Origin of the sequence: Pedobacter jeongneungensis, assembly GCF_000633455.1 — a bacterium.
Taxonomy (GTDB): domain Bacteria; phylum Bacteroidota; class Bacteroidia; order Sphingobacteriales; family Sphingobacteriaceae; genus Pedobacter; species Pedobacter jeongneungensis_A.
In genome coordinates, this window is sequence record NZ_AYMG01000012.1 from 58,010 (window position 1) to 71,342 (window position 13,333).

9 protein-coding genes are annotated in these 13,333 nt (G+C 38.3%); 3 read left to right on the forward strand and 6 right to left on the reverse strand.

All coding sequences use genetic code 11. The annotated features are described in order from the left end of the window. Positions 1–73: 73 nt before the first annotated feature. Positions 74–1,810, reverse strand: coding sequence for a phospho-sugar mutase (locus U859_RS0111455; protein WP_025143513.1), 1,737 nt, complete (start codon positions 1,808–1,810; stop codon positions 74–76). A 347-nt stretch (positions 1,811–2,157) separates the two neighbouring features. Here U859_RS0111455 and U859_RS0111465 point away from each other — a divergent pair, with 347 nt between their 5' ends. Beyond that, on the forward strand, positions 2,158–3,471 hold the full coding sequence (locus U859_RS0111465) for an aspartate kinase (protein WP_025143515.1): 1,314 nt from the start codon (positions 2,158–2,160) through the stop codon (positions 3,469–3,471). On the opposite strand, the gene U859_RS31985 is transcribed toward U859_RS0111465, so the two are convergent. Beyond that, positions 3,460–3,624: a hypothetical protein gene (locus U859_RS31985; protein ID WP_162799920.1), complete on the reverse strand. Its 165-nt coding sequence runs from the start codon at positions 3,622–3,624 to the stop codon at positions 3,460–3,462. The two genes, U859_RS0111465 and U859_RS31985, sit on opposite strands and share 12 nt — an antisense overlap. A 165-nt stretch (positions 3,625–3,789) precedes the next feature. Between U859_RS31985 and lysA the strand changes: the two genes are divergently transcribed. After that, positions 3,790–4,959: a diaminopimelate decarboxylase gene (lysA, locus tag U859_RS0111480; protein ID WP_025143516.1), complete on the forward strand. Its 1,170-nt coding sequence runs from the start codon at positions 3,790–3,792 to the stop codon at positions 4,957–4,959. Positions 4,960–5,136: 177 nt separating this feature from the next. On the opposite strand, the gene U859_RS0111485 is transcribed toward lysA, so the two are convergent. From U859_RS0111485 to U859_RS0111500, 4 genes are read right to left on the reverse strand one after another with little or no spacing between them, the layout of a single operon-like run. Then, positions 5,137–5,832 carry an ABC transporter ATP-binding protein gene (locus U859_RS0111485; RefSeq protein ID WP_025143517.1) on the reverse strand — a complete coding sequence of 232 codons (696 nt, stop codon included), beginning with the start codon at positions 5,830–5,832 and terminating at the stop codon, positions 5,137–5,139. Positions 5,833–5,889: 57 nt separating this feature from the next. Further along, the gene (locus U859_RS0111490) at positions 5,890–8,145 is read right to left on the reverse strand and encodes a TonB-dependent siderophore receptor (RefSeq protein ID WP_025143518.1); all 2,256 of its coding nucleotides are present in this window, start codon (positions 8,143–8,145) and stop codon (positions 5,890–5,892) included. A 35-nt stretch (positions 8,146–8,180) separates the two neighbouring features. Then, positions 8,181–9,605 carry a DUF3526 domain-containing protein gene (locus U859_RS0111495; protein WP_025143519.1) on the reverse strand — a complete coding sequence of 475 codons (1,425 nt, stop codon included), beginning with the start codon at positions 9,603–9,605 and terminating at the stop codon, positions 8,181–8,183. After that, on the reverse strand, positions 9,592–11,031 hold the full coding sequence (locus U859_RS0111500; protein ID WP_025143520.1) for an ABC transporter permease subunit: 1,440 nt from the start codon (positions 11,029–11,031) through the stop codon (positions 9,592–9,594). Before U859_RS0111500 ends, U859_RS0111495 begins: the two co-directional genes overlap by 14 nt. 96 nt (positions 11,032–11,127) lie before the next feature. On the opposite strand from U859_RS0111500, the gene U859_RS0111505 reads away from it, so the two are divergent. Beyond that, positions 11,128–13,329, forward strand: coding sequence for a peptidase domain-containing ABC transporter (locus U859_RS0111505; protein WP_025143521.1), 2,202 nt, complete (start codon positions 11,128–11,130; stop codon positions 13,327–13,329). The last annotated feature ends 4 nt before the right edge of the window (positions 13,330–13,333 follow it).

Sequence of the window (13,333 nt, forward strand, 5' to 3'; positions counted from 1 at the left end):
ACGGTTAAAACAAAAAAACACAGATGAAGATCATTCATCTGTGTTCATCTTTTTTATCGCATAACGGATAAAACTATGCCTGCAAATCAGCCATTACCGCTTTAATTTTTTCTCCAAGCTGCGCATTAACCGAATCAAAATCTTTTCTATCTGCTAAAGGTGCATTTACACTGCAATAGAATTTGATTTTGGGCTCCGTACCACTTGGGCGTGCAGAAACAATACTTCCGTCTTCAGTAATAAACTGTAAAACATCAGAAGTCGGGTAATCCAATTTGGTCACTTTTCCTGTAGCTAAATCAGTTTCCTGACTTAATTCATAATCTTTCAATACCGAAACTTTCGATCCGCCTAATGTTGCAGGAGGATTTTCCCTAAATTTAACCATCATGGCTTTAATTTCTTCAGCACCTGATTTACCTTTTTTGGTTAATGAAACCAGATCTTCTTTGTAAAGGCCGTATTCTACATACATATCTAACAATGCATTGTATAAACTTGCGCCTTTATCTTTGTAATAAGCTGTCATTTCAGAGATAAAAGCAGCAGATACCACTGCATCTTTATCGCGTACCAAATCACCGATTAAATAGCCGTAACTTTCTTCACCACCACCGATAAAGTATTTTTTACCTTCTAGTTCTGTCATTAACTGACCGATGTATTTAAATCCGGTTAAAGTATTATAATAGGTTACATTTTTCTTTTTGGCAATGGCTTCGATCAGGTTAGAAGTTACGATGGTTTTCACAATAAACTGGTTACCATCCAATTTACCGCTGTCCTGCCAGGCTGATAACAGGTAATTGATCAATAAACTACCGGTTTGGTTACCGTTAAGCAATACCCATTCGCCATTATTATCTTTTACTGCAATACCTACACGGTCAGCATCAGGATCGGTTGCCAATACCAAATCAGCATCAATTTCCTTTGCCTTGTTCATAGCCAAAGTTAAGGCTTCTTTTTCCTCTGGATTAGGATAAACTACCGTTGGGAAATTGCCATCTGGTGTGCTTTGCTCTTCAACAACGGTTACATTTGTAAAACCAAACTGCTCTAAAGCTTTAGGCACCAAAGTAATTCCTGTTCCATGGATAGGAGAGTACACAATTTTTAAATCGTGTTGTCTTTTTATTGCTTCCGGAGAAATAGAAAGTGCAGTAATTCCATCTAAGTATAGTTTATCTACATCTTCACCGATTAGTTCGATATTGGCCTCCACACGGTCGAATTTAACTTCATCGATGCTTTTAATTTTGTTTACCTCATCAATCACCAATTTATCATCAGGTGAAGTAAACTGGCCACCATCAGCGCCATAAGCCTTATAACCGTTATATTCTTTAGGATTATGTGAGGCGGTTAACATTACACCACTTTTGCAGCCAAAATGACGCACCGCGAAAGATAATTCAGGGGTTGGTCTTAAGGCTTTAAAGAAATAAACGTGAATACCGTTTGCTGAGAAAACATCTGCGGTAATTTTGGCAAAATAATCAGAATTATTACGGCTATCGTGTGCAATAGCCACGCTGATTTTTTCTCCAGGATATTTGTTGTTTAAATAATTTGCTAAACCCTGTGTTGCGGTACCTATGGTGTATTTATTGATCCGGTTAGAACCTGCACCCATAATGCCGCGTAAACCGCCTGTTCCAAATTCTAAACTTCTATAAAATGCATCGGTTAATTCTGTAGTCGCATCTTTATCTACAAGGGCCTGTATTTCTGCCTTGGTATTTTCATCGTAATTTCCACTTAGCCATTGGTTAATTGTGGCCTGTGTTGATTGGTCAATTGCCTGCATTGAGCTGTTTTTTTTAATTTAATATCTGGTGTTGAACAAATTTTAACGGATGATGTTTGGTTGAAAGCCATTTATTTCAGCCCATCCAAATTTTATTTTGTTGAGGGTGTTGCTTTTAAGCTGCTTTTGTTTAATTTCACGCCCCGATACAATAATAAAGAAAATCCAGTATTAAAGTGGGGCGATTGTAACTTTTTTAAAATAGTTATAGAACTCGTAAAGTTCCCATCGTTCATCACGGGTAAAAAACAATTAATAAAATAGATGAAAACATCATGGTTTTTCAAATCACAATTGGGATAAAAAACTTGATCGCTTCATTACCGTTAAAAACAATAGGCAAGTAAATGAAAATTTTAAAATTTGGGGGTACTTCTGTAGGTAGTCCTGAGCGTATGACGAAATTGTTGGATATTATTAATCCAAATGAAGAGCAGATTGTAGTATTATCAGCCGTGTCTGGAACTACAAACAGTTTAGTAGAAATTGCAAATTATTTTTTAGCTGGAGATAAGAAGAAGGGAAGCGAGTGTGTCGAAAATCTATATCAGAAATATAAAGCTTTTGTTGTTGAATTATTACCCGCTGCCGAATTTCAGGAGCAGGGAAATGAAGTAATCGATTATCATTTTGGTTTCTTAGCCGGACTGGCAAACGATATTTTTACTTCAATAGAAGAAAAAGTGGTGTTAGCCCAGGGAGAGCTGTTATCTACAACTTTATACCATATTTATTTAAAATCAATAGGCGTGCCTTCAGTATTGCTGCCAGCTTTAGATTTTATGAAAACGGATGAAGATAACGAACCTGATATTCCGTTTACCACTAAACATTTAACGCCTTTACTGGAACAACATAAAGACAATAAATTATTCATTACGCAAGGATACATCTGCCGCAACAGTTTTGGCGAGGTAGATAACCTGCGCCGCGGTGGTAGCGATTATACTGCATCTTTGTTAGGTGCTGCAATTCTGGCCGAGGAAGTTCAAATCTGGACAGATATTGATGGAATGCACAATAACGATCCGCGTATTGTTAAAGGCACCAAACCAATTGCTCAATTATCTTTTGATGAGGCAGCTGAGCTGGCTTATTTTGGCGCAAAGATTTTACATCCTCAATCTGTTTTTCCTGCACAGAAATATAAAATCCCGGTTCGTTTGTTAAACACGATGGAACCTTCTGCAGCAGGGACTTTGATTACCCACGACAGCGAAAAAGGGAAAATTAAATCAATTGCTGCTAAAGATGGCATTACAGCAATCCGTATCCAATCGAGCCGGATGTTATTGGCTTATGGTTTCTTACGTAGGGTTTTTGAAGTTTTTGAGCGTTATAAAACACCGATCGATATGATTACCACTTCTGAGGTTGCCGTATCTTTAACCATCGATGAAACTGCTCATTTACCACAGATTATCGAAGAACTGGAAAGTTTTGGTACCGTTGAGGTAGATACCGATCACAGCATTGTATGCGTGGTGGGCGACTTCGGTTCAGAGAAACATGGTTTCGCCAGCAGGGTTTTAGAAGGCTTAAAGCACATTCCGATCCGCATGATTTCTTACGGAGGAAGTAATTATAACGTTTCGCTCTTAATATTAAGTGAGTACAAAACCGAAGCTTTAAGAAGCTTGCACAACAGGTTATTCGAATAAGAGGAAAAAAGCGCCTGCAGCTACCAGAAAGCCGATAAGGAAATGAAAAGCCAGAAAGCTTGCCGGCAGCAATCCGTTTTTATATTTTTTGTAAGAGTTATATAATCCTGCAGAAAGAATAAGGATGATAAATATGGCAGCTGCTATCTTCATTTTTTGATAAATAAGAGGAATAGAACAATGAGAAGTAACACGATAAAAAATCGGATTTTTCCGTTGTATTGTTTCTGGGTAATTCTTCCATGCTTTAAATCCAGGTAATTACCCAAATAAATTAGCCCGAAGAATAAAATTAAAATTATAATAAGGAATTTGAACATGTTCGCCGATAAAGATATATCAAAGTTTAACAATATTGAAACACCTTTTTACTACTATGATACCGATCTGTTGCAAAAAACCTTGCGCACCTGTGCAGATGCAGCGGCTCCGTATCAATTTCATATCCATTATGCACTAAAAGCAAATTTCAATTCGGTGCTTTTAAACCAGATCAAAGAGATCGGTTTCGGTGCAGATTGTGTGAGTGCAGGTGAGGTAAGAAGAGCTGTTGAAGTAGGCTTTGACAACAAAAAAATCGTTTTTGCCGGAGTAGGTAAATCTGATAAAGAAATTAATGAGGCTTTAGACCTTGATATTTTCTGCTTTAATGTAGAATCTATTCAGGAGTTAGAAGTTTTAAATGAACTGGCTGGTAAAAAAGGCAAAACCGCTCAGGTGGCTATTCGTATCAATCCTAATGTTGATGCACATACCCACCACAACATTACCACCGGTTTGGATGAGAATAAGTTTGGTATCAACTCATGGGATTTACCAGAGTGCGCCGAAACTTTAAAAGCTTCACCAAACCTGAAATTTATCGGTATTCACTTTCATATTGGTTCTCAAATCACTAATCTGGATGTTTATAAAAACCTTTGCGTACGCGTAAACGAATTTGCAGCCTGGTTTGAAGATAAAGGTTTTAACCTTAAAGTATTAAATGTTGGTGGCGGTTTAGGCATCGATTATTACAATCCTGACCATCAAATTCCTAATTTTGAATCTTATTTTAAGATTTTTAATGAATTTTTGACTGTTAAACCTGGGCAGGAAGTGCATTTTGAGCTGGGTAGGGCATTGGTTGGTCAATCAGCTTCACTAATTACCCGTGTACTCTACATTAAAAACGGTAAAAAGAAAAACTTTGTGGTTTTAGATGCTGGGATGACCGAATTAATGCGTCCGGCTTTATACCAAGCTTATCATAAAATCGAGAATCTTAGTCAGTCCGGAGTCGGAAGTCCAAAGTCTGAAGTCGTAAAATATGATATCGTTGGACCTATCTGTGAAAGCACCGATTGCTTTGGTAAAGAGGTTGAACAACCAGAATCTTTCAGGGGTGATATTTTCGCTATCCGAAGTGCTGGAGCCTACGGCGAGGTGATGGCTTCAAAATATAACTTAAGGGATGCAATAAGATCTGTTTATAGTTACGAGATATAATTTTTTAGTTTTTTGTCATCCTGAATGCAATGAAGGATCTTTAAACGAAAAATGCCTACTATAATAAATAACAGAACCTTTTTTCGTCATTGCGGAATATTTAACTGGTAAATCAAGACCCTGAAATGAATTCAGGGTGACGGCCAGAGTGATAGCTAGCAATGACGATTAATCATTTTAAATCGTCTCTAAATACAATTTCTGAAGATCAACTGCCGAAATATCCCTGGCATCCAAAGTATGTACAAGCGCTCCTTGTCGCATAATCCCAATCCTTGTACCCACATTTACCGCATTAAAAATATCGTGCGTGGCCATAAAAACACTTCGGCCATCGTGCGAAAGCTGTTTTACAATTTCACTAAATTCATCTGTAGCTTTCGGGTCGAGGCCACTTGTTGGCTCATCCATTAAAATTACCTTCGCGTTTTTAGCTACTGCAATAGCAATTCCTACTTTTTGCCGCATGCCTTTGCTGTAACTACCCACTCTTTTATGAAAAGCATCTGTCTGTAAACCTGCCTGCAATAAAAATCCTTCAAGTTCATTTGTTTTATAGGTGTATCCTGCGATACGGCTAAAAAAGTCGAGGTTTTCTATACTGCTGAGGTGACTATACAGCATCACCACTTCGGGGATGTAGGCTAAAAACTGCTTCGTTTGTTCATTGTTAGGGCTAACTACCAGGCCATTTACCTTCGCTTCGCCGCTACTGGCAGCTGTAAAGCCAAGAAAAAGGTTAATGGTAGTGGTTTTGCCGGCGCCGTTTTGCCCCAATAAACAAAATACTTCTCCGGCTTCTACCTTTAAATTCAGGTTATTCAGGGCAACATATTCCTGATACTTTTTAGTTAATCCGATTGCTTCTAACATATATAAATAGAATAAATGTATTATGGTCTGATTATCGCTAAACAGACCGCTTAAAAACTAAAATTTTACTCCCAGTGAAAGTCTGATGGTAAAAGGCTCACCTTCAATAAAGAAATAATTGTTACCTGTATATGGGAAATCAGTGGTAATATCTCCCGAAGCCATATAACGTTTATTGGTTAAATTGTCTGCAATTAGCCTAAACATATACTTCGGATTGCTAAAACTCAATCCTGCATCAAATTTTGTATAATTGGGTAAATAAGTATCTCTTTGGCTAATCGCCGAAAGTTTGATAATGGTGGTTTGGCCGGCGCTGATGGAAATTTTGTTGTAACCTTTTAAAGGGATGCTGTACTGCAGCCAGGTATTGAAAACCTGTTGAGGTACATCAGGCATTTTTTGCCCCACAATTGATGGATCATCAGCTGTTGGGTTCAGGTTATTATCTTTCGTTATCTTGGCATCCACATAAGTATAATTCGTGATTAGTGAAAGGCGATCGGTAATATTCCCGATTACATCCACTTCAAAACCATTGCTTACCACTTCTCCCAGCTGGAGGTAATAAGCAATTGCGCCTCCGGCAGCTGCATAACTTCTGAAATCTCTTGCTGCAACATTTCTTTTTACCGAATGGAAAGCATTTACAGTAGTTAACAAACGGCCATTAAACCAGTTCTTTTTAAGACCAAGTTCAAGGTTGGTGCCTAATTCAGGCTCAACAGGTTTTGATACGGTAACGGTTTTTTGTCCGGCCTGTGGGCCATCAACAGTTTCGGTTACCACCTGACCAGTTTTAGGCACAAATGACTGATCGAACAGAAAGTAAACGGAAGATGTAGAGTCAGGCATAAAACTTAAGGCCGCACGCGGCGAAAAAGCATGCTGTTTATAATAATCAGGTGTACGCGGACCTTTGGTTGTAGTTAAGATATTCCTGTTACGGTAATCCGTATAACGCGCACCAACGGTCAGCAAAAATTTATCAAGTGTTATGTTATCATAAACATAAGCAGCAGAGTAGTGAATGTGGTTTTCCTGTCTGATTGATCTTTTGGTAATGCTTACCGTATTCGCATCCACATAAAAATTAGGATTATTCCTTTCAAATGGGGTGGCATTGGTGCCATAATAAGTAGATAAGGAGTCCTTACCCGTGGTATAATCACTTCCAATCAGCAAAGTATGTTTTAATATACCTGTTTTGAATTTCCCCGATAAAAACAGATTGGTATTGTAGGTTTCGCCCAACAGATTCGAGTTGCTGGCAATACGGTTGGTTTTGCCCTGATCATTAAAACTGATCGAAGTCCGGTTGTTTGCCGATACCATGTACCATTGATTGGCCGGTGCCTTAACAAAGTTTGATTGTGAAGTAAGCTGCCAGTTTTCATTAAATTTATGCATGGCACTAAATCTGAAAGTATGTGTTTGCGAAACACTCAAAGGTAATCCAATACCTGCACTAAAATTTAGGCTGATCGGATCCTGCAATACATCTTTATCCTGGCGCAGTTTATTGATTGATGATCCGTTTTTAACTTCTCCGCGGATGTAATTGTATTCGGCTATCAAATAAGTGCGTGGACTAAAATTGTATTGTAATACCGGCGCGATTACATATTTGGTGGTTTTCATGTAATTGAGATAAGAATCCTGGTGCTGGAAAGCTGTGTTAAAGCGGTAAGAAAAACCTTTGCTTTTTAATGCACTCCCAATATCTGCAGTAGCGCGGAAAAGATTATAATTGCCGCCTGTAAGCTGCACATTCAATAGTTTTTCTTTTGGCGATTTGGTTACAATATTGAGCGTTCCACCTGGTTCGCCTAAAGCACTGATAAACCCTGCCGGACCTTTAATAAATTCAAGATTTTCGATGATGGATTCATCATCAAGCGTTGCACCTAAAACCAGGCGGTTTGGCATCCCGTTAATTGTAGTGGCGGCATTAAATCCCCTCACTTTTATCGATGCCGAATTATCAAAGGGTGAGCTGTTGTAGCCAAAATATACACCACTGGCATTTCTGGCCATATCTTTCAACTGCAATCCACCTTGTTGTTGTATCAGGGCAGAAGAAATGCTGATGATATTCTGTGGCATCTGTAATAACGGAACCTGCATCCTTAAGGTATTGGATAAGATATCCTTTTTTAGTTTCACCGCTTTTTGACCATCAATCCTAACCTCGTTAAGCTGGCGGACTTTCGCAGTGGAATCCTGTGCAGATCTGTTCCGTTTTTCGTGCTGTGCAAAAACCTGTTGTAAGGAAATTATTAAAAGTAAGGTGAGGTAAAGTGTTTTCTTCATTTTTGTGTGATTGGTGTTATATATTATTGTTTGAGTTAATTCTTGATACGGAATTTTGCAGAAAGAAAAATGATGCAAAAACTGATGCCCAACAGATAAATAATGTCCCGGATAATAATTGAGTTTTTGTTTGCTGCTGGTTTAAGTTTAAATTGAGGTAGATTTCTTAAATCATTTAAGCTTAGTTTTTTATCTGATATGATATAATCATTCATAAAATCAACCCAGATCTTCTGAAAAGCATTTACCTGATCCTGATAAGAGAGATAATCTTTTAGGCCGGTTTCTGCAATTCCGTTCAGCATATATTGTGTTTTGGTCGCCGGGTTGATCCAGCTTAAACGTACAGCTGCAGTATTTTGCTTTTCTGGATATTGATTATAGTTTTCGATACTACGCGTCATGCGTCGGCCCAAAAGATCATAATAAGCCGCAAAGCGTTTGTTGCTGTTTTCACTTGTATCTGATGGTACTCTTAAGCGGCGGTACTTAGGATTATTTAAGTAAAAAGTATCGATAAGTAGTTTGCGCGGCAGTGCCCAAACTGTTTCACTATTTTCTCTTAATGCAACAGCGGCATCTGTTTTTAAAGGAATTGGATGATACAACCTTATAGTGGCATTGCACAATGCCGGCAACAGCAGCAAGAAAAAACACCATAAACCAAACAGATAGAGAGCATTGTGTACGGAACTTTGATTCAATCTGATGATAAAAAAAACAATGGCAAACCAAAATAAAAGGTAAGCACTGATGCTGAACAGCCATAATATAGCGGCTATTGGATCAAAAGAAATCAGCAATACCGAACTGATAAAACCGATTACACTGAGCAACCAGGCCATTATACCAATCAGCACAAACCTAAAAACCAGTTTATAACTTATAATTCGGCTAAAATATAGACCTTGTAAGGAAAGTAATTTATCCGTCTGCTGTTCTTTTTCTTTAGACAGGGTGTTATAGGTTAAGGCAATGGCGAGTAAGGGAAGCAGATAAATAATGACATAAGCAAGATCGAAATTGCCAGATGCAAGCACCTCAGGATTTGAGATTTCGGCATTTGCACCCTGCATAAAATTGCGCTTGCGTGTAATTACATCATAATATGGTGCTAAATCGCGTTGCCCAATAGATAACATGCTTATTGAATGAGGTTTATGGATAGCATTTAAAGGGTTTTTATATTCAATTACAGCAGGGATACCAGCCTGATTAAATAGTGTTTTACCTTCTGCGGTAGTGGTATCAGCAGAAAAACTGGCCACAGCTTCATTATACTTTTTTTGATATCCGTGCTGAAGGCTATCAATGGCGGCTAACTGTTTCTGGGTAAAGCGATAGCCAGAATAAATACTATAAAGGCCGGCTGCAAAGAAAAAACCGATTAAGAAAACAATGAATTTTTGTCTGGCGAGCAGTCGTAGTTCAAATAGAAATATAGTTTTAAACAGATGCATAATTAAGGGCTAAAACACGTGAAGCAACAAATTGAAGTAAAAGAACAAGCATTAAAATCCATCCTGTTAAAGAAAGTATGGCTACTTTTTTTAGCTGCAATACCTCATTAAGCGGAGGTAACTGGTACTTGAAATCTTTAAGCCGACTGAAATATTTAGGGCCAACCGTATATTCACCTTTAACATCTTTGCTATGCATGGCCAGTTGCATGTTCAATTGCCTGATGAGGCTATTGCGGTAAACCTGGGCTTGTTTAAAAAAGGTTTCATGATGGTGATAATCTGAGCCTGCTAAGGCCATCGAAAGACGTTTTGTAGATAGAAAAGGATCAAAAATACCTGACAGACTTAAAAAATGTTGCTGTTTATTAAAAGTATTTTCAATCTCCCTGAAATAATGATTAAAAGCCATGGTACGGTAATCTTCATTAAACTGAAGCGTTAAGCCTTCAATGTTAAATGGCAATGCAGAAACACTATCCACGTGATATTTCTTTAGCAAACCGTTTATGTAGCATTCACCGCGAATATTGTAAGCATCTTTTCCATTTAATCCTTTTCTATAGCCTTGCTCAACTAAATCGCTAAATGCAGCACGCGACATTAATGGATAACTGCGATCGGCCACGCCAGTTATAACCTTCGGAAAAATAATGCTCATAAAAATCCAGAAACATAAGGCACCCAGCAATGCTTTTCCCGAATGGTTGCTTATAGCCGAAACAATGGTGCCTAATAAGGCAATTAACAAATAGTACAATAAGAAAGTAAGGAGTATCCACAGAAGCCTGGTTAAAAGCAAAGCCATATCTTCTGAACATAAAACAGCTATTGTCATTAATATAAAAAAAGGAAGTACAATAACTACGATAAGCAGGTAATTGGCCCAAACCTTTGCCCAGATAATTTTGCGGCTACTTAAGCCCTGGGCCAAAAGCATTTTAAGCGTGCCGCTTTCTTTCTCACCGGTAATGCTGGTAGAAGTGTTAAACAAAAGAAGTAAAGGGATAAGCAACTGTAAAATAAGTGCGAAAGTGAGGTTTCCAAAACGCATAGCAGTGTCATTGTTTTCAGCTTCGCTGTTGCTGATTTCGTGTTGAATATGGGCTTCTATGCGGTAGGTATTTCCTGTATAGTCGTTAATACCCGTATCAAAAACATTAAGCAAATTAACAGGCTTGAACAGGTAAGTTCCAAAGTGGGCTGCATCATGCGGATTGCGTTGTTGGTGTTCCCATTGCTGCCTGAATAAGGCATTGGCTTCCAATCGCTGTGTATGGCCTGAATTATAATTTAAGAACGTACAAACTGTAGCAGCTATAAATAACAACCATATCATAACTCCTGAAATCAGAACAGTTTTGTTCCGGTAGCTTAGCAATAATTCTTTTTTGATCAGCATCTGCCAGGTGGCAAAACTTTCCATTCTCATCTAAAATTTTATGTTTTATTTAATGCATCAAAGTTGCATTATATTTTACATATTTGCAACTGTATTGCATTTACTAATTTTCTTTTCTTCATGTTTAAAGATTTTATCCGTAGAAATAAGTATCCGTTTTATAAGCAACCTGATGCGATGGATTGCGGCCCCGTTTGTTTAAAAATGGTTGCAACCTATCACGGTAAAAATCTTTCCATGCAGTATTTAAGAAAGTTGTGTGGAATAGGAAAGCAGGGAACCACTATGCTTGATCTGATTGATGCTGCCAATCAGATGGGTTTTAAAACCCTTGCTGCAGAGCTACCTTTAGCTAAACTGCCTAATGTGCCATTGCCTTGTATATTGCATTGGCAGAAAGAACATTATGTTGTGCTTTATGAAGTAAATGATCAATATGTTTATCTGGCTGATCCGGCTTTAAATGGTAAAATTAAACTCGGTATAAAAGATTTTTTAGCCGGTTGGGCAATAAGTACGGAAAAGAAAACAGGCAGGGTTTTGTTGCTGCAGCCAGATCAGGCTTTTGTTGATTTAAAAGAAATTCCTGAGCATAAAACTTCGCTGTGGTCATTATTACCTTACCTCAAAATGAACCGTAAGGGCTGGCTGCCTATAGTAGTTAGTTTGCTTTTGGCGAGTGGCTTTTCGCTTGTTATTCCATTGCTTACCCAAATGGTGGTGGATAAAGGTATCAACGCAAAAAATACAAATCTGCTATTGCTAATTTGTCTTGGCCAGTTGATGCTTTTTTCGGGAAAGATGCTGATGGATTTTATGCGGGCCAGAATTCTGTTCAGGATTGGAGCTAAAACAAGTATCATCATGTTGAAGGACTTTCTTGCGAAACTGATGAAACTGCCTTTTTCATTCTTTGATAACCGGCAGGCGGGCGACAATATGCAAAGGGTAAACGATAACCAGCGCATTGAAGAATTTTTGACAAATTTTCTGATCAACTTTATCTTATCGGCCATTACCTTGTTGGTACTTGGTGGCGTACTATTCTATTACAATTGGAAAATATTTGTGCTTTTTATTATTGGTGCGGCAATCAGTATCCTTTGGTCTAATTCTTTCCGGCAGAAACGAAAAATCATCGATCAGAAAAAATTTAAAGTACTTTCTGCGAATCAGCAATTGCTCCTGGAGATTTTTTATGCCATGCAGGAGATTAAACTTACGGGTAGCGAGGAAGATAAAAAAGAACTGTGGGAAAGCCTGCAGGATCAATCGTTCGACCTCAAACTTGAAGCACTTCAGCTCGATCAGCGCATGCAAGGAGTAGGTTCTTTTATTAATGAGGTTAAAAATGTATTGATTACCTATGCTGCAGCTATGCTGGTCATCAACGATCAGATTACACTTGGAGGCATGCTGGCGGTTACTTATGTATGTGGTCAGCTAAATGCACCTGTAAATCAACTTGTAGAATTTTCGAGGGTATCGCAGAATACCAAATTCAGTTTAATGCGGATGGACGAGGTACAGCAGGAAGAAGAGGAAGATCTGGAGTTGAAAGAGCAGTTAAAAAATGCGGGACCTGTTGATATCATGCTAAATAAAGTTTCCTTTAAATATGGAAGCAGGCATTCGCCCTATGTTTTAAAAGATATTGATCTGTTAATTCCGGCAGGAAAAGTTACCGCAATTGTGGGCATGAGCGGTAGCGGTAAAACAACCCTTATTAAGCTGTTACTGAAATTTTACGCCCTCGCTGATGGAGAAATTGCCCTTGGTGAGCAAAACATCAGTCAGGTGAATGCCAAATCGTGGCGGAAACATTGTGGTGTAGTAATGCAGGATGGTTATGTTTTTATGGATTCTATCGCCAATAATATTTTCGCTGGGGCCGAAGTAAAAGATCTTAATCGCCTTTATGAAGCTGCAAAAATGGCCAACATGCACGATTTTTTCTCGTCAATGCCCTTTGGTTACGATACTGTAGTAGGAAGAGATGGTTACGGCCTTAGCGAAGGGCAAAAGCAGCGTCTTTTAATTGCCAGAATGATTTACCGTAATCCAGATTATGTATTCCTTGATGAAGCGACAAATGCACTTGATGCCCAGAATGAAAGGTCGATCGTAAATAATTTAAATACTTTTTTTAAAGGCAAAACCGTGTTAATTGTGGCTCATCGACTTAGTACTGTTAAACATGCCGATCAGATTGTGGTGCTGCATCAGGGTAGAATTCAGGAACAGGGCAGTCACGAAAGTTTACTCCTCAATAAGGGAAGTTATTATAACCTGATCAAAAACCAACTCGAACTGGGAAAATAAATAC